22 protein-coding genes and 1 riboswitch are annotated in these 21,828 nt (G+C 37.1%); of the genes, 12 read left to right on the forward strand and 10 right to left on the reverse strand.

Going from position 1 to position 21,828, the window contains the following annotated elements; genetic code table 11:
• The first annotated feature begins 26 nt into the window (after positions 1-26).
• A complete protein-coding gene (locus RGQ13_RS08750) occupies positions 27-686 on the forward strand; it encodes a riboflavin synthase subunit alpha (RefSeq protein ID WP_348393175.1) in 660 nt (219 codons plus the stop codon).
• A 759-nt stretch (positions 687-1,445) separates the two neighbouring features.
• On the opposite strand, the gene RGQ13_RS08755 is transcribed toward RGQ13_RS08750, so the two are convergent.
• The gene (locus RGQ13_RS08755) at positions 1,446-1,652 is read right to left on the reverse strand and encodes a CPXCG motif-containing cysteine-rich protein (RefSeq protein WP_348393176.1); all 207 of its coding nucleotides are present in this window, start codon (positions 1,650-1,652) and stop codon (positions 1,446-1,448) included.
• A 194-nt stretch (positions 1,653-1,846) separates the two neighbouring features.
• Positions 1,847-2,458 (reverse strand): START domain-containing protein, encoded by a 612-nt coding sequence (locus tag RGQ13_RS08760; RefSeq protein WP_348393177.1) that lies wholly within the window; start codon positions 2,456-2,458, stop codon positions 1,847-1,849.
• Between the two features lie 218 nt (positions 2,459-2,676).
• Between RGQ13_RS08760 and thrS the strand changes: the two genes are divergently transcribed.
• The 5 genes from thrS to RGQ13_RS08785 all read left to right on the forward strand — a co-directional run bounded on the left by thrS (position 2,677) and on the right by RGQ13_RS08785 (position 7,313).
• Positions 2,677-4,587 carry a threonine--tRNA ligase gene (gene thrS, locus RGQ13_RS08765; protein ID WP_348393178.1) on the forward strand — a complete coding sequence of 637 codons (1,911 nt, stop codon included), beginning with the start codon at positions 2,677-2,679 and terminating at the stop codon, positions 4,585-4,587.
• 26 nt (positions 4,588-4,613) lie between these two features.
• Positions 4,614-5,156, forward strand: coding sequence for a translation initiation factor IF-3 (gene infC, locus RGQ13_RS08770; protein ID WP_348393392.1), 543 nt, complete (start codon positions 4,614-4,616; stop codon positions 5,154-5,156).
• 181 nt (positions 5,157-5,337) lie between these two features.
• A complete protein-coding gene (gene rpmI, locus RGQ13_RS08775) occupies positions 5,338-5,535 on the forward strand; it encodes a 50S ribosomal protein L35 (RefSeq protein ID WP_348393179.1) in 198 nt (65 codons plus the stop codon).
• Between the two features lie 18 nt (positions 5,536-5,553).
• On the forward strand, positions 5,554-5,907 hold the full coding sequence (gene rplT, locus RGQ13_RS08780) for a 50S ribosomal protein L20 (RefSeq protein WP_348386118.1): 354 nt from the start codon (positions 5,554-5,556) through the stop codon (positions 5,905-5,907).
• Between the two features lie 302 nt (positions 5,908-6,209).
• Entirely contained in the window at positions 6,210-7,313 is a 1,104-nt protein-coding gene (locus RGQ13_RS08785) for a phosphoribosylaminoimidazolesuccinocarboxamide synthase (protein ID WP_348393180.1), read from the forward strand.
• Positions 7,314-7,477: 164 nt separating this feature from the next.
• On the opposite strand, the gene RGQ13_RS08790 is transcribed toward RGQ13_RS08785, so the two are convergent.
• Positions 7,478-9,094 carry a LysM peptidoglycan-binding domain-containing protein gene (locus RGQ13_RS08790; protein WP_348393181.1) on the reverse strand — a complete coding sequence of 539 codons (1,617 nt, stop codon included), beginning with the start codon at positions 9,092-9,094 and terminating at the stop codon, positions 7,478-7,480.
• Between the two features lie 95 nt (positions 9,095-9,189).
• The gene (gloB, locus tag RGQ13_RS08795; RefSeq protein ID WP_348393182.1) at positions 9,190-9,975 is read right to left on the reverse strand and encodes a hydroxyacylglutathione hydrolase; all 786 of its coding nucleotides are present in this window, start codon (positions 9,973-9,975) and stop codon (positions 9,190-9,192) included.
• 97 nt (positions 9,976-10,072) lie between these two features.
• Here gloB and RGQ13_RS08800 point away from each other — a divergent pair, with 97 nt between their 5' ends.
• From RGQ13_RS08800 to RGQ13_RS08810, 3 genes are read left to right on the forward strand one after another with little or no spacing between them, the layout of a single operon-like run.
• Complete coding sequence (locus RGQ13_RS08800) at positions 10,073-10,858, forward strand: class I SAM-dependent methyltransferase (RefSeq protein ID WP_348393183.1); 786 nt, start codon at positions 10,073-10,075, stop codon at positions 10,856-10,858.
• Positions 10,830-12,329 (forward strand): FGGY family carbohydrate kinase, encoded by a 1,500-nt coding sequence (locus tag RGQ13_RS08805; RefSeq protein ID WP_348393184.1) that lies wholly within the window; start codon positions 10,830-10,832, stop codon positions 12,327-12,329. The genes RGQ13_RS08800 and RGQ13_RS08805 overlap by 29 nt, the downstream gene beginning before the upstream one ends.
• A gap of 13 nt (positions 12,330-12,342) precedes the next feature.
• Positions 12,343-13,101: a Nif3-like dinuclear metal center hexameric protein gene (locus RGQ13_RS08810; RefSeq protein WP_348393185.1), complete on the forward strand. Its 759-nt coding sequence runs from the start codon at positions 12,343-12,345 to the stop codon at positions 13,099-13,101.
• 132 nt (positions 13,102-13,233) lie between these two features.
• On the opposite strand, the gene arsJ is transcribed toward RGQ13_RS08810, so the two are convergent.
• Genes arsJ through RGQ13_RS08825 form a run of 3 tightly spaced genes read right to left on the reverse strand, consistent with a single transcriptional unit; the run spans position 13,234 to position 15,886 of the window.
• On the reverse strand, positions 13,234-14,463 hold the full coding sequence (arsJ, locus tag RGQ13_RS08815; RefSeq protein WP_348393186.1) for an organoarsenical effux MFS transporter ArsJ: 1,230 nt from the start codon (positions 14,461-14,463) through the stop codon (positions 13,234-13,236).
• A 5-nt stretch (positions 14,464-14,468) separates the two neighbouring features.
• Positions 14,469-15,479 carry an ArsJ-associated glyceraldehyde-3-phosphate dehydrogenase gene (locus tag RGQ13_RS08820; protein WP_348393187.1) on the reverse strand — a complete coding sequence of 337 codons (1,011 nt, stop codon included), beginning with the start codon at positions 15,477-15,479 and terminating at the stop codon, positions 14,469-14,471.
• Between the two features lie 59 nt (positions 15,480-15,538).
• Positions 15,539-15,886: a metalloregulator ArsR/SmtB family transcription factor gene (locus RGQ13_RS08825; RefSeq protein ID WP_348393188.1), complete on the reverse strand. Its 348-nt coding sequence runs from the start codon at positions 15,884-15,886 to the stop codon at positions 15,539-15,541.
• A 208-nt stretch (positions 15,887-16,094) separates the two neighbouring features.
• Between RGQ13_RS08825 and RGQ13_RS08830 the strand changes: the two genes are divergently transcribed.
• Both RGQ13_RS08830 and RGQ13_RS08835 read left to right on the forward strand, forming a co-directional pair.
• Complete coding sequence (locus RGQ13_RS08830; RefSeq protein WP_348393393.1) at positions 16,095-16,637, forward strand: cytochrome b; 543 nt, start codon at positions 16,095-16,097, stop codon at positions 16,635-16,637.
• A 24-nt stretch (positions 16,638-16,661) separates the two neighbouring features.
• Positions 16,662-17,222, forward strand: coding sequence for a YceI family protein (locus RGQ13_RS08835; protein WP_348393189.1), 561 nt, complete (start codon positions 16,662-16,664; stop codon positions 17,220-17,222).
• 69 nt (positions 17,223-17,291) lie between these two features.
• On the opposite strand, the gene elyC is transcribed toward RGQ13_RS08835, so the two are convergent.
• Positions 17,292-18,047 (reverse strand): envelope biogenesis factor ElyC, encoded by a 756-nt coding sequence (gene elyC, locus RGQ13_RS08840; protein WP_348393190.1) that lies wholly within the window; start codon positions 18,045-18,047, stop codon positions 17,292-17,294.
• A 206-nt stretch (positions 18,048-18,253) separates the two neighbouring features.
• A riboswitch (Lysine riboswitch) is annotated at positions 18,254-18,425 on the forward strand.
• 260 nt (positions 18,426-18,685) lie between these two features.
• Between elyC and lysC the strand changes: the two genes are divergently transcribed.
• Positions 18,686-20,038: a lysine-sensitive aspartokinase 3 gene (gene lysC / locus RGQ13_RS08845; protein ID WP_348393191.1), complete on the forward strand. Its 1,353-nt coding sequence runs from the start codon at positions 18,686-18,688 to the stop codon at positions 20,036-20,038.
• A 102-nt stretch (positions 20,039-20,140) separates the two neighbouring features.
• Here lysC and RGQ13_RS08850 read toward each other — a convergent pair whose 3' ends face one another.
• Together RGQ13_RS08850 and RGQ13_RS08855 are read right to left on the reverse strand one after the other, a co-directional pair.
• Positions 20,141-21,289: an HlyD family secretion protein gene (locus RGQ13_RS08850; protein WP_348393192.1), complete on the reverse strand. Its 1,149-nt coding sequence runs from the start codon at positions 21,287-21,289 to the stop codon at positions 20,141-20,143.
• A gap of 1 nt (position 21,290) precedes the next feature.
• Positions 21,291-21,617, reverse strand: a complete 327-nt coding sequence (locus tag RGQ13_RS08855; RefSeq protein WP_348393193.1) for a DUF3302 domain-containing protein — start codon at positions 21,615-21,617, stop codon at positions 21,291-21,293.
• Positions 21,618-21,828: the final 211 nt, after the last annotated feature.

Consider the following 21,828-nt stretch of genomic DNA (forward strand, 5'->3'; position numbering starts at 1 on the left):
AATAAGAAACAAGTAAGAGATGATATATGTTTACCGGAATTGTGCAATCTACTGGGCAAGTTAATTCAATTAAAATTGGCGATAATTTTAAACACATTGAAATACTGGTGCCAATTCAGTTAATAAGTAAATTAGAAACTGGTGCAAGTGTTGCAAACAATGGTGTGTGCTTAACAGCCGTTAGTTTTTCTAAATTAGACTCTAAATCTGCAGTTATTGGCTTTGATATTATTGATGAAACGTTGCGAGTAACAAATCTTGATTCCCTTGTAACAGGCAGTTTAGTTAATGTTGAACGTTCTATGAAGGTTGGTGATGAAATTGGTGGACATATGGTCTCAGGACATATTCATACCATGGCAACGTTAGTGGAACGTTTGGACTCAACAGACAATTGCCAACTCAACTTTGTGATAAATAGTAATTGGACAAAGTATATCTTTGCTAAAGGCTTTATTGCTGTTAATGGTGCAAGTTTAACGTTAGGAGAAGTACGTACTTTAAAAAATGGCGATTGTGAGTTTACCTTACACCTAATACCTGAAACATTGGAACGCACCAATTTAACTGTATTGAAGCTAGGTGATAAAGTGAATATTGAAATTGATCAACAAACTATGACTATTGTTGACTCTTTAGCAAGTATTTTAAAAGAATACGGCATAGAGAAGAAACTAAACTTGTAATGGCCTTCTCTTATTAGCTTTATCAAATGAAATATAAGTTATCAAAAAGAGTAGACCATTAATTTAGGTTGCTAGAAATTAGATTAGCTGAACATTACGATCATTAATGTAAGAACGACTATAGTTAGCACTGCAAACTTTCCTTGCTTGCTTGTAGCTAAAGAACTATTGCTTTGTGTTTCTTTACAATATTGTTGTGAAAGAGGGAAGTCGTTCAATGGCGTATAGTTGTTTACACATTTCTCTTTTGAAGCTGTCATGTTTAATATTCCTAAGTTTAAAGTTTAAATCTCGCTTGGTGGTAGAGCGTTTTTTTACCATGCCACCTTAAATAAGTTGGTTAAATTATAATCGATGGAAAAGTTAATACTGTGTTAAATTGTTTTGACCTGTAACCCAATGTAATCACACCACATAGTGGAATGAACACTCCCTTGTACAACCCGTTTGACGCGCATGCCGCAAGTTGAAAAAATTTAAATATTTTATATTTTCAGTATGTGAAACCTGCACTTAGTAATATTTACAAGGCATATATATTCACTTTATTGAAGCGTAGATATATTCGTTGAAATGATTTAACAAGTCGGAAGTTTTGCTCGTTATCAAACAATCGTTGATTAAAAGTGTAACTAAAAAAAGCGATGATTTATGGGGAGTATTTTAAGAGCTTAGTAACATGGTTTGTTTAACAAAAAGGAACCTGCAGCTATGTTTTCTAGCTGATATTCCTTTTAGATGAAAGGATATGTATTTTCTTTAATAGACTAGCTCGTCATCAGCATCGACCATTAATTGAATCTTTTGATTGTTTTCATCAATATGCATGTTCATATGAATGTCATTACAGCAGGCGGGGCAAGATTCATAGTAGTTTTGGTCACCTTGCGTGGTATCTATAGTGATATGCAGGTGATGCGCACAATGTGGGCACTCAATCGTTTTTTTGCTTACATCTTGGGGCATGGTAACCTCCCGATTTTCTCGTTGAGTCGAGAATAAACTTAATAGAATTGATATCTGAACCTACAATCTATTATGGCTGTTATTGAGTATTTTGCGTTGTTTTAAAGGGGAGGATATTTGGTTTTTACTAACTATTTTGTAACCCTACGGCTAAGCATTTGTATTTACTAAATAAAGAAAAACTATAAAAATAGTTATTTATTGACAGGCTTTAATTTTCTCAACTTTTTGAAGCTGTTTTCTAGGGAGTGTAGCGCAAACTCATTACTTAACCAGGCAGGAAGGCTACCTGCTGGATCAAAGCTACCACGGTAACTTACTTTAATATTGTTATTATGAAGTTTTTGCGCTCGCCAAACAACTTTAACTTTTTTAACTCTAATTTTATTTTTGTTTTTTGGTAAATATTCATTATAGCCGCTGATATTTATTTGCAGTGAGTCCGTTGTCTTTTTAATAACTTTAGATTTGACTAGCATCTCTCTAGACTGCACCGGGCCGAAACTTTCAAATAAAGTTAATACTACAGCAGAACCGTCATCTAAGGTGGTGAGTAATTCACTTGAAATAACTTTATCTAGCCATATAGGCGCAAGTTTAGGGCTGGTTAGAATGTTAAAAAAATCATCAATGTTGCCACCAATTTTTATTGACGCATTTATTTCAGTGAACTTAGAGTTTTCAAGTTTTTGATATTCAATTAAAAAGTCTTTCTCATTTAAATAAGACTGCCATTCAGCCTGACATTGCTGAGTAAAAAGCAAGATAAACATTAGCAATAAAATATTAACTAAGTAAGATTTCAAATAAACACTCCATAATGAGTTGAAAAATATAAGCTAAGACGTTAACAATGATTGCAAAATAGGCCGTTTTCACCTATATTGCTGCCTTTCTAAGAATGTTTATATTCTTACATACTTTCAACACATTGTACCAGTTGTAAAAATCAATAAGTACAAGGTGAATTTTAAATTTATTACAAGTGACATTACGTAGGTGTCACCACTGTTGAGGAAATATTGTGCCAGTAATTACTCTCCCTGACGGCAGTCAGCGCAGCTTCGAAGAATCAGTTTCAGTTATGCAAGTGGCTTTGGACATTGGTCCAGGTCTTGCAAAAGCGACCATTGCCGGTCGTATCGACGGTAATTTAGTTGATGCTTGTGAATTAATCACCGAAGACTCTTCATTGCAGTTAATCACCAGTAAAGATGCCGAAGGCTTAGAAATTATCCGTCATTCTTGTGCGCATTTGTTAGGTCATGCTATTAAGCAAATTTACCCTAATGCAAAAATGGCCATTGGTCCGACAATTGAAAACGGTTTTTACTATGACATCGATTTAGAAGAAAAATTAAATGACGATGACCTAGATAAACTTTCAAAGCGTATGACCGAACTTGCCCGTACAGGCTATGAAGTAGTTAAAAAAACCGGTACTTGGCAAGATGCATATGATGCATTTACTGAGCGCGGTGAAACTTACAAATTAGAAATTCTTGATGAAAATATCGAGAAAACCGATACTCCAGCGTTATACCATCATCAAGAATACGTAGATATGTGTCGTGGTCCACACGTACCTAGTATGCGTCATTGTCATCACTTTAAACTGATGAATGTTGCTGGTGCTTATTGGCGTGGTAACTCTGACAACAAAATGTTGCAACGTATTTACGGTACCGCTTGGGCTGATAAAAAGCAGCTTAAAGCGTACATTCAGCGACTAGCTGAAGCTGAAAAACGTGATCACCGTAAAATTGGTAAAACATTAGATTTATTCCATTGGCAAGAAGAAGCGCCAGGAATGGTGTTTTGGCATAACGACGGTTGGACAATTTATACTGAGTTAGAAAAGTTTGTTCGTGAAAAACTTCATGAATATGATTACGACGAAGTAAAAGCACCAATGATGATGGATCGCACCTTGTGGGAAAAATCTGGTCATTGGGGTAAATATAAAGACGCGATGTTTACTACCGAGTCTGAAAAACGCGAATACGCAATTAAACCAATGAACTGTCCAGGTCACGTACAAATATTTAACCAAGGGTTAAAATCGTACCGTGATTTACCACTTCGTATTGCCGAGTTTGGCTGTTGTCACCGTAACGAACCATCAGGTTCATTACATGGTTTGATGCGTGTACGTGGCTTTACTCAAGATGATGCACATATTTTCTGTACTGAAGATCAGGTACAAGCGGAAGTGACCAAGTGTATTGAAATGGTATACGATGTATATGGTTCATTTGGCTTTGAAGACATTGTAGTTAAATTATCTACGCGCCCTGAAAACCGTATAGGTTCAGATGAAATTTGGGATAAAGCAGAAGCTGGTTTAGCCAAAGCATTAACCGACGCTGATATTCAATTTGAATATTTACCAGGCGAAGGTGCTTTTTACGGTCCTAAAATTGAATTCACTTTAATGGACTGTTTAGGTAGAGCTTGGCAATGTGGTACAGTACAATTAGATTTTGCTTTACCAGAGCGTTTAGGCGCAACTTATGTAGGTGAAGACAACGAACGTTACACGCCTGTGATGATCCACAGAGCTATTTTAGGTTCTTTAGAACGCTTTATTGGTATTTTGATTGAAGAATATACTGGTAAGTTCCCAACGTGGTTATCACCAATTCAAGTAACAGTGATGAATATTACCGATAAACATGGTGAATATTGTAGCCAAGTTGTAAAAAAACTGAAAGAAAATGGATTTAGAGCAAAAGCGGACTTGCGTAATGAGAAAATAGGCTTTAAAATCCGCGAGCATACTTTGAAACGTGTTCCTTATTTACTCGTAGTGGGTGATCAGGAAATGGAAGCAGGTGAAATTGCTGTTCGAACACGTTCTGGTGAAGATTTAGGAAAATTGTCTGTGGATGATTTCATCGCTAAACTTAGCGAAGAAGTGAAAACACGGGCTTAATATTAGTTCTCTAGGAGGAACAGGCTATTAAAGGTGGTCAAAGAGGCGGTCAAAAAGAACCGCAACATAAACTGAATGAATTAATCACAGCTGAAGAAATTCGTTTAGTTGGTCTGGAAGGCGAGCCATTAGGCATTGTTTCATTAAATGAAGCATTAGATGCTGCTGATACAGCAGGAGTTGATCTTGTAGAGATCAGCCCAACGGCCAAACCACCAGTTTGTCGCGTAATGGATTACGGTAAGTTCTTATACGAGAAATCGAAAGAACTTAAAGAACAACGTAAGAAGCAAAAACAGATCCAGGTTAAGGAAATTAAATTCCGTCCTGGCACTGATGAAGGCGATTATCAGGTGAAATTACGTAACCTGAGACGCTTTTTAGAAGGTGGCGACAAGGCTAAGGTAACATTACGTTTCCGTGGTCGTGAAATGGCCCATCAAGAGTTAGGTATAGACCTTTTAAATCGTGTTAAAAAAGATTTAGAGGACCTAGCAGTTTGTGAGTCTTTCCCTCGTAGAGTGGAAGGCAGACAAATGATAATGGTGCTTGCCCCAATCAAAAGATAATTTTTGGTCTTTAAAGTAATTAGGCCTTTTGTGAAAACATAAGGCTTTTTTCACCATCGTTATCTTTTTTATCAAACTATTGCAGTTTGATATACTAACCGGTAGCTGAGGCTCAACAAGTGGTTTCGTAAGAAATCCGCCCCTAGTTACTTAATATTTGGCATTAACGCGGAGTTTTCCCATGCCTAAAATGAAGTCAAACAAAGGTGCTGCAAAGCGCTTTAAAAAAACCGCTTCTGGTGGTTTTAAGTTCAAACAAGCCGGTCTACGTCACATCTTAACTAAGAGACGTACCAAAGTTAAGCGTCATTTACGTGCAAAAAGTATGGTTGCTAAGTCTGATATTAAATCAGTTGTAGCAATGTTACCTTACGCTTAATCATAGGAGATATAGACAATGGCTAGAGTAAAACGCGGTGTTCAAGCACGCGCACGTCACAAAAAAGTTCTTAAGCAAGCGAAAGGTTATTACGGAGCACGTTCACGTGTTTATCGTGTTGCTTTCCAAGCTGTAACTAAAGCAGGTCAATACGCTTACCGCGATCGTCGTCAACGTAAACGTCAATTCCGTCAACTTTGGATTGCTCGTATAAACGCGGCAGCTCGTCAAAATGGTTTATCTTACAGCCGTTTCATTTGTGGTCTTAAAAACGCTTCAATTGAAATCGATCGTAAGATCCTAGCTGACATCGCAGTATACGATAAAGCGGCTTTCTCTGTTCTAGTACAAAAAGCGCAAGCTACTTTGTAATTTTACAGAAAAAACTTTTGAAAAGGACGCCTCGGCGTCCTTTTCTCTTTCTTAAAAATGAAAAATAATATATAAATAATATCCTCAAAAATTTAGATTGCATAAGTATTTTGGTCGAAGCATTATTTTGAACGAAGTATCATTTCCTGAACTTGTTTCAGGATCTTAAAAATATTTACGCAATCTCCTTAGTACTTAGTTCTTTTAACTTAGAACTTAGCTATTAAACGGTTTTTGAAACAGACTACTAATCAATTTACAGATTAGATATATAACTGATAAAACATCTCGGGAAAATGAACATGACAATTGCTAACAAAGTTTTAGCTGTAAACAACGACCTGCCAATTAGAACTGATGCACCAGTGCACAGTGGTAAAGTTAGAAGCGTATATTGGTTAACTGCCGATGATTCACGTCGCCTTATCAAAGAGAAGGGCTATAACGTCGCTGAAGACTCACCATTAGCAATTATGGTAATAAGTGACCGTATCTCTGCTTTTGACTGTATTTGGCACGGTGAGGGCGGTATGAAGGGCGTTCCTGGTAAAGGCGCGGCACTTAACGCTATTTCAAATCATTGGTTCAAGTTATTTAAAGACAATGGTTTAGCCGATAGCCATATTCTAGATATTCCACATCCATTCGTATGGATTGTACAAAAGGCTAAGCCTGTAATGATTGAGGCCATTTGTCGTCAATACATTACCGGTTCAATGTGGCGCTCATATGTTAAAGGCGAGCGTGAGTTTTGTGGTATCCAATTACCAGAAGGCCTAGAAAAAGACACTAAATTACCAGAGCTTTTACAAACACCTTCAACAAAAGGTATTTTAGAAGGCATTCCTGGAGTTCCTGCTCAAGACGATGTAAACATCACTCGTAAGAATATTGAAGATAATTTTGAAGCGTTTAATTTTAAATCTGAAACTGATATCACACTTTACGAAAAGCTATTAGAAGAAGGCTTTGATTTAATTAGTGGTGAACTGGCTAAACTTGATCAAATATTCATCGATACCAAATTTGAATTTGGCTATGTAACTGATGCTGCTGGTAATGATAAACTAATTTACATGGATGAAGTTGGCACACCTGATTCTTCACGTATTTGGGATGGTAGCGAGTACCGCAACGGTAAAGTTGTAGAAAACTCGAAAGAGGGCTTCCGTCAATTATTACTTAATCATTTCCCTGATCCTGATATTCTTTTAAACAAAGACCGTATGGAAGAGCGTGAAGCTTTAGCTCGAGATAACGCCTTGCCAGAATCTGTATTAATGGCAGTATCTGCTACTTATACCGGCATTGCAGAAAAGATCACTGGTGAGAAAATTGTTATTTCTGATGATCCAAAAGCAGAAGTTATCGAAATTTTACGCAATGAATATAATCTAATCGATTAAGTTATATTTTAGTGATAAATAAAAAGAGCTTCTATTTAGAAGCTCTTTTTTTGAATTGTAATATCTATAAACTTAAATTCCCATTTCCTGACGAAAGTCAGGATCTAAGCAAGCGGTTAAATTAGATCCTTAAATGAATTTAGGAAATTCTATGAATAAGTTTATTAAATACTGGTGATATTTACCGATAACTTAAGCAATTGCCCAGGTTGCAGATACTTACTGCGTTTTAATTTATTCCACTTCTCAATGTCGGCAATTTTCACATTAAACTTATTTGCAATGCGCGCTAATGAATCACCAGAGCGTACTTTGTAGTTAATGTTACGCATTATGTTGCTACTAGTCGCCGCTGTTTGTGTGGTTTTAGTCGAAGCAGTTTTACCCGTCCAAATAGTTAGTTTTTGACCTAAACGCAACATGTCTTTAGGTGCCATTGCGTTCCATTTAGCAATGCTTTTTTCTGACACTTTATATTTACGACCAATATCCCAAAGTGTGTCACCTTGTTTAACCGTGTGGGTAAATTTATTACCAGACCCTTTCTTAGTTAGTTTTGATACTCTAATTTGTTCGTAAGATTTATAACGATCTAAAGATTGAGTTGCCGTTGGGATCAATAAATACTTACCCGCTCTAATTCTATTATTTTTGAGGCTGTTTGCTTCTTTAACAACGGTAATCGTAGTATTAAAACGATTTGCAATAACACCTAAACTGTCGCCTTCACGAATTTTATAACGTTGCCAAGATAATCTGTCTTCTTTTTTAAGCTTGCTTAAACCAAGTTTGAATTTTTCAACTTTATTATTTGGAACTAGTAATTGATGAGGGCCATTAGGTGCCGTTGCCCAACGGTTAAAACCAGGGTTAAGTGCGTGTAGTTCATCAATAGTTAAACCTGAAAGATCTGCAGCTAAAGCAAGATCTAATTGTGAGCCAATATCTATTGAGCTTACAACCGGCTGATTATCTATTGCATATAGAGTTACGCCAAAATCTTCAGGACGTTTAACTAAGTCGGCTAATGCTAAAAGTTTTGGTACGTAATCACGAGTTTCTTTCGGCAGTTTTAAGTTCCAAAAGTCAGTCGGCTTTCCTTTACGAGCATTATCTTTAACTGCTCTGGCAACTCGTCCTTCACCTGAATTGTAAGCCGCAAGAGCTAATAGCCAATCACCATCAAAGCGTTTATTTAAGTAACGTAAAAACTTTATTGCAGCTTGTGTTGATGCCGCAACATCACGTCGACCGTCATACCACCAGTCTTGTTTTAAGCCAAACTGTTTACCTGTACCTGATAAGAACTGCCACATACCAGAGGCGCTACCGTGTGAGTAAGCAAATGGGTCGTAGGCACTTTCAACAATAGGTAATAACACTAACTCCATTGGCATATTGTGTTTTTCTAGCTCTTCAACAATATGATGTATAAAAGGCTCCGAACGCTTTGCAACACGGTCTAGGTAGCTTTGATGTTTGGCATACCAGTTACGCTGGGCGATAACTTTGCTGTTTTGCGGTATGTCAAAATGCAGCTGCCCTTGAATTCTGTGCCAAAGGTTATCAGAAATGGCGAGCTTGTCTTTATCGGTGAGGGTTATTTCAACATCATCTTTAGGATGGATAACTTTTGCGGTTTCATCAGCTAATAATGCTTCATAGATTTCAGTAGAATCAGCTGCATTAGTTGGCAATTCAACACTAGTAACTGTTTGTTGTTCTAAATTTTGACAACCAACCATCATGGTTAGCGATATAGGTAATATAATTTTCTTCATGAATGCTCTTTAAATGTCCATTTATAACGCGAGTATAATTATTATGTTTGGATGCAGCGTTATTTTGTAATATATAGAAATGCGCAGCAGATCTATTAAAAGTTATCTTTCAATGTTCTGATAATAGCAAAAACATCGACATCAGATTGTAACTTTTGCTCACTTTTTTGTTGCGCCATATTTATTACTTCTTGTTCTTGGCTGCGTAAAAAAGGGTTTATTTGTTTCTCCAAGCCAATTGTTGTTGGGATAGTAGAGGTGTTTTGCCCTCTAAGTGTGACTACTTTGTTTAAGTAGCTTTCAAGTTGACCATTATTTGGCTCAATAGTTCGAGCAAAGTTTAAATTTGCTAAAGTGTATTCATGAGCGCAGTAAGTTTTAGTTGCATCGGGTAAGGCTGCTAACTTAGATAACGAGTTATGCATTTGCGTTGCAGTACCTTCAAATAATCGCCCACATCCACCTGAAAATAGAGTGTCCCCACAAAATAACATATCTTCACCGTAATATGCGATATGCCCAGATGTATGCCCAGGTAGATCAATGATCGAAAAAGTAAGGCTATTATCGAATAATGACACCCGATCACCTTCAACTAATTGAACATCTAAATATCGTATATTTTCAGATGCTGGACCATAAATAGTTAACGGCCAACCTTGTTGCTTGGCAAATTCAATAAGGTCAGGTAAACCACCAACATGGTCAGGATGATGGTGAGTAACTAATATTGAGCTTAAGGTTAAATTATTTTCCTTTATAAATTCAATACATACGCTAGCATCGCCAGGATCTACTAAACTACAGTTTGTACTTGCGTGGTTGGTGATACACCATATATAGTTATCTGAAAAGGCATTAATAGCAGTAACTTGAGTCATAATCATTCCGTTTTGATCTTTAACTCAGTATACCTTGTGTTTAGTGATATTAGAATTACCTAGTTTATGTTTTCTAGGTTTAAGGAAATTTAAATTAATGAAACCTGCGTTAGCATTTGATAGCCCTAAAAAGCCAACACAATGGCGTGATATGCCTAATGGTGAGTTAATTGCAGAAAATATTGAACAATATTTGTTGCCTTGGTGGCCGCGATTTTTTGGCTATCATTTACTTAAACTGGGAATTTTGAGTGGCGCGATAAACTCTGAACAATCAATGATCAAGCATCAAGTTATTGTGGGGGAAGCAAAAGCAAATGCACAGGTTGTTGCTGAAATAGATGATTTACCTTTTTTAGAACATAGTGTTGATGCTTGTTTACTTACCCATGGTTTAGAGTTTTCCGTTGATCCTCACCACATACTTAGAGAAGCTGATAGGGTACTTATCCCAAATGGTCATTTGATTATTACTGGATTTAACCCAATAAGCTTGGCAGGTTTAAATCGGCTTATTCCATTTCGTCGTCAAGAGCTGCCATGGCGAGGTCGATTTTTTACTCCTATGCGAGTGAAAGACTGGCTCCACCTTTTAGGTTATGAAATTATTGAAGATAAACGCTTTTTGTTTTCATCGCTTAATTCAGTAATAAACCCAGAAAAGTGGTGGCGTAAGGTTTGGCAAAAGTTTGCCGAGAACTATTTATCATCATTTGGATCTGTATATGTCATTATAGCGAAGAAACGGGTGCATCCGTTAACGCCTATACGCCCTAAGTGGCAAATAAGACCTAAATTTAATCCGGTGAAAGTTACTACCTTTGGGCCTAGTAATTTTAAGCCAAACAGCTTTAATGAAAACAACCCCACGAGTACTGAATAAATTAATGAACCAGCAATCATTATTTCTTTGCCTAGATTTTGGTAGTCAATCGGTAAGAGCAGCAATAATAGATGAAATGGGCGCAATAGTGCTTGTTGAACATTTAGAAAACTTAAACTATCTAAATCCATATCAATGGCAAGTTGAACAAACACCGCAATGGTTTTATCAACAAAGTGTTATTTGCTGTCAAAATTTAATGACTAAAGCAAAAGCTGACAATGTAGATTTAAGTAACCTTAAATCTGTAGGTATTACTACTATGCGTAATACCTTAATTAATTTAGATAGAGAAGGCATACCACTTCGTAACGCCATAGTCTGGAGTGATAAGCGCAAAGCAAGCATAATTCCTAAGCTGCCATGGTATTGGCGTTTAGGATTTTCACTAGCCAGTATTGTAAAGCCTGTTAACAAAACAATTAAAGAGCTTCAACAGAGCGCATTTATAAATTACATTGCCGAGCACGAACCTAAAGTGTGGCAAAATACTGAACATTTGTTACTGCTATCAGCTTATTTGCACTACCGATTTACTAACAACTTCATCGATAGTAGCGCTAATATCATTAGCCATTTACCATTTAACTTTAAGCATGGGCAGTGGCATAAGAGTAATTCATGGCAGTTTAATGCCTTAGCGGTAAAAGCAGATTGGCTACCAAAACTTGTCGCGCCAGGTGCTGAAATAGGGCAATTATCTAAGGGTTGTCAAAACGATTTTAAATTACCCAAATCAATACCGTTAATTGCAATGGCAGCAGATAAAGCCTGTGAAATGTTAGGCTCAGGATGTTATAAATCAGGGCAACTGCATATTAGCCTAGGCACCGCGGTAAGCATTACAATGCTTAGTAATAAATTTAAAGGCCCAAAAACCTTTTATCCAGCCTACCCATATTTAATTAAAGGCTTATACATTACTGAAGTGATGCTACCCTTTGGTTTAGCTTTACTCTCTGAATTTATTAAGCAAAATAAAGCGCAATTAGATTTTTTAAGTTTAAATAAACTTAAACATCGATCAACAGAGCAATTAATTGAAATATATGTACAAGCGAATAACATAACTGCCGATGGACTTGAGTTTGATATGGAACGTATTACAAATATTACTCAATTTTCAAATGGCTTTGTCGGTTTAAAAGAGCATTCTGTATTTCAACAATATGTTGCCATTATGGACGCTATTGTTTGTGGTATTAACCTGGCGATAATTAGTTTAACTAAACGTTTGAGACAACCGGTTAAGGATATTGTTATATCTGGTGGCGGTGCTAATTCAACTCGTTTGTTGCAAGCGATTGTAAAAAAATCACAATGTAATGTGTTAAAAGCAGAAGCAAAAGAAGCGGGGACATTAGGCGTAGCTATAGAGCTAGCAGTGAGCTGCGGAATATATGATAATCACCCCCAAGCTATTAAAGCTATGCTTAAGCCGTCTATAACGATTAAACAAAACGATATTTAATAAAAGAATAATTATGCAAAGACTTCAATTTCAACGATTACTGAACGACCTTTTACAACCCGAAAGGATAAAAGATTACTGTCCTAATGGCTTGCAAGTACAAGGTAACAATCAAGTTTCTAAAATTATTACTGGTGTAACTGCTTCGCAGGCTTTATTAGATGAGGCTGTTGCAAAAGGTGCAGATACAATTATTGTGCATCACGGCTATTTTTGGAAAAACGAGCCTTATTGTTTAACTGGGATGAAATACAATCGTATTAAAACGTTGCTCGATAACGACATCAATTTGTTTGCCTTTCATTTGCCATTAGATATTCATGAAGAGCTAGGTAATAATGTTCAGCTTGCCAAGTTGTTGAATATAAACATTACTGGGCCTTTAGAGTTGGGTAATCCAATCTCCGTGAGTATACAGGGCGAGCTAGCGCATGAGACGACCGGTGAAGCACTAAACGAGTTAATTTCAAGTAAATTAAATCGTCAGGCCTTGCATATTTCCGCGGGCTCTAATAAGCCAATTAAAACTATTGCTTGGTGTACCGGCGGCGGGCAGGGCTATATTGAGCTTGCTGCAGAGCAGGGCATAGACGCGTTTATTACTGGTGAAGTATCTGAACAAACAACCCATATTGCCAAAGAAATGGATATTCATTTTTTTGCTGCAGGTCATCATGCGACTGAACGATATGGTGCTAAGGCTTTAGCCGAATATCTAGCTGCTACTCATAGCTTAGACGTTGAGTTTGTTGATATCGATAATCCAGTTTAGTTCAGCAGTAAGATCCTGAACCAAGTTCAGGAAGGGATGATAAGGTTTAGGAGGAAGTGTTTAATTTCAGGTAATCCATAACGTATAAACAACTTCCTGACGAAAGTCAGGATCTCGTTTGCTTTTATGGCGCTAACCTGAACTCGGGTTAGGTAATTTAGTGGAAAGCATTGCTGCTGTTGCGACAAATAGCGTAGAAATCCATAAGCACATCTCTAGTCCATAGGTCTGATAGACCCAGCCTGAAAGTACCGTACCTATTAAACGTCCCATCGCATTAGCCATATAATAAAAGCCAACATCAAGTGATACACCGTCATTACTGGCAAAACTGACAATTAAATAACTGTGCAGTGATGAATTGATAGCAAAAACAGCTCCAAAAATAAGTAAGCCAGCAATAATTGCGAATTTTATTTGAAAATCAAAGTGTAGTGCTAAAGCAATAGCAGCGGGGATTATGGCAAGGTAACCAGCCCATATAAATGCTGTTTTACCAGTAGGGACTTTACTCTGTTTTTTTCCTGTAAAATGCGGTGCCACGGATTGCACTAAACCATAGCCAACTACCCAACAAGCCATGAATCCGCCTACCCACCAATGATCCCAATTAAAAGTTACTGCCAAAAATACAGGCAAAGCGACAACAAACCAGATATCTCGGGCGCCAAATAAAAATAACCGCGCCGCTGAAAGGATATTTATAGCCGGGCTTTTTGAAAATAAATCTTTAAATTTAGGTTTGTTTTTAGCTTTACCTAAATCCTGCTTTAACGCATATAAACTAAATAACCAAACGAGAGATAGTAGTACCAACATAATGGTAATAGCACCACGAAACTCAAACAGTGTTAACAGTAACCCGCCTAAAAAGAAACCAACGCCTTTTAAGGCATTTTTTGACCCTGTTAAAATTGCTATCCAGTGATATAACTTGCTTTGCGCATCATCAGGAACCAGAAGCTTAATCGAGCTCTTTGCACTCATTTTGTTTAAATCTTTAGCTATTCCAGATAAAGCCTGTGCCAACATGACATACAATATAGTCAGCAGTTCAGCAGGAACCGTGAGCATTGCAAGTGCTATTATTTGAATACCTAAACCAATGTTCATGGTTTTATTCAAACCTAGTCGAGCGCCTAACCAGCCACCAATTAAATTTGTGATCACGCCAAATATTTCATAAAACAAAAATAACATGGCAATATTAAGTGGGCTGTAACCTAATTGATGAAAGTACAACACCACTAACATGCGCAAAGCGCCATCAGTTAAGGTAAAAGCCCAGTAATTGCCTGTAATGACTAAGTATTGCTTTATTTGCGGCGATAGAGTCGCGAACAGCTGTGAAAAATAGCTCAATCTAATTATTCCTGATCTTTACTTCCAACCATGTGAGCTAATTCAGCGGTACGGTTTGCATAGCCCCACTCATTGTCGTACCAAACATAAAGCTTTACTTGAGTGTCGTTCACTACCATTGTTGAAAGAGCATCTATGATGCTTGAACGAGGATCTGTCTTGTAATCAATTGACACTAAAGGGCGCTCTTCAAAGCCCATAATACCGCTAAGTTCATTGTTAGCAGCATCTTTTAGCAGTTCATTTACTTCTTCCACGCTTGTACTGCGTTGAACTTCAAATACACAATCGGTGATAGACGCATTAGCAAGCGGAACTCGAATAGCATGGCCGTTTAATTTACCAGATAGTTCAGGAAAAATATGGGTAATAGCAGTAGCTGAGCCGGTAGTTGTAGGGATCAAGCTCATGCCACAAGCTCGAGCTCGGCGTAAATCTTTGTGTGGCGCATCTAAAATTGTTTGGGTATTAGTAATGTCATGAATGGTGGTCATTGAACCATGTTTGATACCAATTTGTTCATGTATAACCTTCACTACCGGAGCCAAACAATTTGTTGTACAAGACGCCGCTGTAACGATAGGGTGCTCATTTTTATCATAAAGGTGTTCGTTTACGCCTAGTACGATATTAAGAACACCATCTTCTTTTACTGGAGCTGTAACAACAACTCGTTTTACCCCTTGCTCTAAATAAGGCTGCAATAAAGCCTTGGTTTTTATTTTACCTGAAGCTTCAATAACAACATCACAACCTGACCAATCAGTGTCATTTATTGCCGTATTTTGCGTACAGGAAATGGCCTTACCATTGATCATCATATTATTATCTTGATGAGTTGCTTCATGGCGCCAGCGACCATGTACTGAATCGAATGTCATTAAATGCGCCAGAGTTTTAGCGTCTCCGGCAGGATCGTTAATGTGAACAATTTCTACGTCTTTCATGTCAAATGCTGCACGCATTGATAAACGACCCATTCGGCCAAAGCCATTAATACCTATTTTAATTGTCATGTTAGTTCCTAAATGTTTATACCAAGTCGATTAACTAATTGAATTGGTATTATTGCTTGTTAGTCACAACAGTTTTTCATACGTTCAGGGCGGTCACCCATTTTCATAAGATTAGTTAAACTGTTCTGAATGAATTCAGTATTGGCTGACGAGGTATCAGCAATAATTTTTTTTGCCCATTCTGCTAGGTTGGGATTAATTCGATAGTAAACCCATTGGCTTTGTTTTCTATCGACCAAAACGCCCGATTTTTTAAGTTGCGCTAAATGACGTGAAATTTTCGGTTGGCTATCTTCTAATGCAACCATTAGCTCGCAAACACAAAGCTCTTCCTCCAAATGAATAAGCATCAGGCTTTTAGTACGCGTATCATCGGCGAGGTTTTTAAAAAACTCTGTAGGCGACATTTCTATTACTCAGCATTAATATATGAAAATCATTATATATGTTTATACGTATATTAAAACGATAAATTTAAAATTTGTGATCTATTTAGTTTATACCAAGCAATTAAAACCATTCTAAAAATTAGAATGCTTATTATAATTTTTTACGCTTTTCTTTTATTCTATGAAACGTACAATAGCGATATTAGTAATTGAGACACAGCAACATATGACTAAACAAGCGATAAATTCTTACCCTCTGCTCAGCAAACTTGCACATTGGTTAAGTGCGATAACCATTATAGGTTTATTTGCACTGGGCTTCTGGATGGTTGACCTTACGTATTACAGCAGCTGGTATAAAACCGCGCCACATTGGCATAAAAGCATTGGTGTTTTATTACTGTTAGCAACTGCAATTAGATTAATATATAAGCTTAAGCAACCAAAAGTATTACCAATAGTTAGCCATTCCAAATTGGTTAAAAAAGCCTCCGCGCTTACCCATGTTATGCTATATCTAATGATGATAATTTTAATGATCAGCGGGTATTTAATTTCTACAGCCGATGGTAGGGCGATAGAGGTATTTAATTGGTTTTCAGTAGCAAGTGTTGGGGAATTATTTGCAAATCAAGAGGATATTGCTGGATTAGTGCACAAGTATTTAGCATACAGTTTAATTACTTTGGTTGTTGTTCATGCAGGAGCCGCAATTAAACACCATGTTATCGATAAAGATGACACATTAAAAAGAATGACTTCAAAATAACTTTCATATTAAAAGAGAATACAAATGAAAACATTATTAATAACTACAGCACTTCTTGGTTTAGTTGCTGTAATGCCAGCAAAAGCAGCAGATTACGTAGTAGATTATAAGGGAGCGCATGCTTCGGTGAATTTTAAAGTAAAACATTTAGGTTATAGTTGGTTAACAGGACGTTTTAACAAATTTGATGGCAAATTTAGCTATGATGAAAGCAATATAGCAGCGTCAAAAATAAGCATTACTATTGATACTGCATCAGTTGACTCTAACCATGCTGAGCGTGACAAACACTTAAAAACAGATGATTTCTTAGATGTAACTAAATTCTCTACCGCTACGTTTGTAAGTACTAAAGTTGAAGACAAAGGTAATGGCAAGCTTGCTATTACAGGTAACTTTACGTTGCAAGGTATCACCAAAGAGCTTGTAATTGACGCGATTAAAATTGGAGAAGGTGACGATCCATGGGGCGGTTACCGTCTAGGATTCAGCGGAACTACGTCAATTAAAATGAGTGATTTTGGCTATAAGATGGATTTTGGTGAGATCTTATTTGACCTACACATCGAAGGCGTACGCCAGTAAATTAAACTAGGGTCAGAGTCAGGTTTAAATAAACCTGACTCTGACCCTAATTTATTGCCCCTCAGCTTTCTAGCTCTTAACCCACTGCCAAATTAGACCTAAAGTTTCATACCAAAATGATTGGCTTTTTTGTAATTCATTTGCATCGGGAAAATGCTCCTGCCAACTTTTATTTCCAGAAAAGTTTTTTACATAGTAGCCTGTCGGGGCGGCAATTGGCTTAACTCCCTGGTTTTCAAAGTAAGTCATCGAGCGTGGCATATGGTTTGCATTGGTAATTAATACAAAGTTTTTATCTATTAATAATGGCGAAATATAAAGCGCTTCATCTTCCGTATCTTTAGGACGAGATTCGGTTATGATATTGTTGCCATCAAACCCTAGCTCAACTGCTGCTTGTTTTACTTTCTCTGCATTTGAGCTTATATCGTAAATGGCTGCGCCAGAGGTGATCATTATGGCTTCAGGATGCAAATTGGCAATTCTTAACCCTTCGGTCAAACGTTGTAATGAGCATATTTTTAATTCTTGCGTTGCCGCCAGTTTTGTATCGCTCGTATGTCCACAACCTAAAATAACAATGTAATCAAGTTTCTCTGCTATTGGTGTATAAACAGGAAATTGCTGCTCTAAATTTACAATCAATCGATTTGCTACTGGCATATAGGAAAGTAATAGCAGTGCTAGCGTTGCAATACTGAGAACAGCTTTGGCCATAGCCGGTCGGTGTTTAAATAATAATAGGCCAACAAGTAAGGTAATAATTATTATTGGCAGGGGCATTAGTAGCTCGCCAATAATCTTTTTTAAAGTAAACAAATCCACAACAGCATCCCTTTTATATATATTCGCACTATATCTAATCGACTAAATTAATTCCAATAAAGCGTTATTTTTACTGCTTTTTATGGCAAAAACAATCAAACATTAAATATATCTAATTTTTATAAATTTCACTGTTGATTTTGACGTTTAATTACTGTTTAATAGCGGCGTTGATTTAGAGTTATTGCTCAAAAATAACTTTAGACAACACCAGAAGAGGTTGCATTAGCCAGGTAAATAATTTGAGGGGCCACACCCTAAAGACAATTATTGAGGGGGACTAATGCCGAGGATGTTTATTGTAGTGGTAAATAACATTCGGTCATATAAGTTGAATCTTAGTGACTGTCACCATAGTGGTGGAGAGCTTCTGGCTGAAAACGTCAAGATTTCATATCTTTTTCATATCAGTCATGCTCTTCCTGGTACCAAGTTGGTTTATTAACTGCTCATTTTTAATGGTTAAAACGAATAACTACTGCGTTATAAAATTTTAAAGTAGAATAACTACTTACTAAATTTCATGCCTTGTATTTATCCATTTTTCCTCAGGAAAAAGTAGATCATTTAATCAATCAAATTGATACATTATTCATTGTAATGGTAGATTAACCATTGCAAGTTAGGGAGAAGATCCAATGTCAAATATCGCGTTAACTGTAGCCAAGTTCGGTGGAACTAGTGTTGCCGATCATGAAGCTATGCTTCGTTGTGCTCAAATTATTAAATCGCAACCTGAAACTCGTGTTGTGGTAGTGTCTGCTAGTGCCGGTGTTACAAACCATCTAGTAACGTTATCGCAGAAGGTTTTAAGCAATGAAGAGCGCACTGAAATTGTTGAAGCTATTCGACTCATTCAATACAACATTACTCAGAATTTATCAGCAGAAATAGAGTTAAATAGCCAAATTGATGATGTGCTTACGTCATTAACTGAATTAGCAGAACAACAAGATACGCTACAAACGGCAAAAACTGGCGATGCCATTTTAGCTTGTGGTGAACGTATGAGTTCTATCGTATTTGCTGAGGTGCTACGCAGTATAGGTGTAGAAGGCGTTGCCTTTGATGTACGTGATGTCATGCAAACTAACAGTTTATATGGTAAAGCTGTGGTCGATATTGATGCTTTAGCAGCTAATTGTGAGCACAGCTTAACTCCTTTACTTACCGAGCACGTTATTGTTACTCAGGGTTTTATTGGTAAAGATGGCTTAGGTAACACCACAACTTTAGGTCGTGGAGGCTCTGATTACTCTGCGGCATTAATTGCTGAAGCAATTGGTGCAACTGGTTTATCTATTTGGACCGATGTAGTTGGTATTTTTACCACCGATCCTCGTATAGCTAGTTCAGCCCGTGCTATTCCTGAAATTAGTTTTGGTGAAGCTGCGGAAATGGCAACCTTTGGCGCAAAAATATTGCACCCCGCAACCCTAATTCCTGCAATGCGTAGCTCTATTCCTGTCTTTGTTGGTTCAAGCCGAGAGCCAGAAGCCGGCGGAACACAAATTATGCAAGAAGTAGCGTCTAAGCCTACTTACCGCTCAATAGCACTGCGTCGTGAACAAACTCTAGTTACAGTAAAAAGCCCCGCGATGTTACATGCCAGTGGTTTTCTAGCGCAAGTGTTTGGCATATTAGCGAAACATGAGCTGAGTGTTGACTTGATCACTACTTCTGAAATTTCAGTAGCATTAACGTTCGATAACCCGACGGGATCAACGCAAGCATTGATCAATCAAGCGGTTGTCGAAGAATTAGAGCAACTTTGTGAAGTTTCTGTTGAACATGACCTCTGTCTAGTCGCCATTGTTGGTAATGGTTTAGATGCATCGTCAGGCTTAGGAAGTAGCATTTTTAATAATATTGAAGACACAAACATCCGCATGATTTGTCATGGTGCTAGTTCGAATAATTTATGTTTCTTGGTGAATGAAGCAGACGGTAATAACGTAGTAGAAACTCTGCACGATAAGTTATTTGTTTAATTTTTAGAAACGAGAAACGAAGACTGTATTTTCTCCAGTTCTCTGGAATATTCAAAAAGCCAATATCATTGATATTGGCTTTTGATTTTTAATGAAGTTGCTTTATTTAATTGGGTATACGTATTTAAGCCAAGCCATCATTCTAAGTAGAATTCTGCGTACTAATGATACATGCAAAATATCATGCTTATGGTTGATCACTACCGCTTGCCCTTGTACGCCTAATGGCAAGTTATAATTATTCAAATCTTCATCCAACTCAATGATACCAATAACAAAACCACCTTGGCTTATCATACTTGCAGGAATTAGAGTGCCAAAGGCCTGAATTTGCCCCTCAGCCATTGCCGGTAACACAGTAACTAACTTTCCAGTAAATACATGCCCAGGTACAGCATCAAGAATTACTTCTGCAGCTAAACCTTCTTCTAAACGGGGTAAAGAGTTTTGAAAAAACAATCCCGCGATACGGCGTTTCTCTGTTGGAATAAAGCTCATTACAGGAGCAATAGGCAAAGATGATGCCCTAGTGCCGGGCCTTATGCCTACTTGTGTTGGTGTGCCATCAACAGGGGCTTTTACAAAGGTACGGTCATAATCTAATTTAGCTTTATCTTTTGCCGCATGAAGTTGTGCAACCTGAGTATTTTCACCAAGGATTTTAGATTCAGTAATTAAGCGTAATCGGCGTTCTTCAGATTTAGCCGTTGTTAAGGTTGCAAGTGCAGATTGATAAAAACCAAGTTTATTATCAATTTCTTGTTGGGTAAAAGGTGAGTTTGCGCCAGCACTTTCATGACCTTCTTTTACTCGGTCGTATTGTGCCTTTGTTCTGTCATGTTCTGCCTGTGCTTTATTTACTTGAGAAATAGCAGCTATCAACGACTCATCTTTTTGCAATACTGCATTTTGAGCTTCAGCTAAAGCAGCTTCTGCCTGCTTTAATGCAATACTTTGTTGAGTATTTTCAAGGGTGAATAAAACAGTGCCTTTTTTTACTTCTACATTAGGCAGTACATCAACAGTTGCCACTGTACCGGTAACTTCAGGCACAATTGGAATGGATACAAATAAATCTTTCGCATATTTTGCATATGGGTGGTTATAGTTCATCATCAATAAAATTGCAGATAAAATCACTACTCCGCCAAGTACTGCGGTGGGAACTGTCCATTTATTAAGCGGTAAATTAAATATTTTGAAAATAGTGATACAAATTGCGGTGTACGTTAAAATAATAAGTAAGTCCATATTAGTCTTCCTTATTTAATTGTTGTTTTAATTCATTAAATTCAACTTTTAGTGAGTCTACTTGCGTGGTTAGAGCATCAATTTCTTTATTGCTGGAAAGATCTTTACCATGGATCGCGTCTCTATTTAGCGTTGCCCAAATCCATAAAAATGGCCATATCGCCCCTAAAGTAAATAAGCTTATCCAACCCGCGACATGAATCGCATCCTGCTGGGGGTGATTTCGATGCACGGCTATTTCATAGGGAATATCATGAATGACAATGATTCCATAAAAAACGACCAGAAAAACAAAGAAAACAAGGAATAATGCAAAATACTCAAGCATAGATAAGACCCTAAATTTATTGATGATTTTATTTATTAAGACTAGTATTACTAGGGGAAGATATCCACAATTATTTGTTTTATAATTTACTTAAATTATGACAATTTATTCTTTTTCACTAATTTCATTGCCATTAATCACTTACACATCTTTGCTTTAAACAGTTAATACTCTGAAACAGCATTTACTTCAACAAAATAATCTGACTCTG

The sequence above is a fragment of the Thalassotalea psychrophila genome, assembly GCF_031583595.1.
GTDB lineage: Bacteria > Pseudomonadota > Gammaproteobacteria > Enterobacterales > Alteromonadaceae > Thalassotalea_A > Thalassotalea_A psychrophila.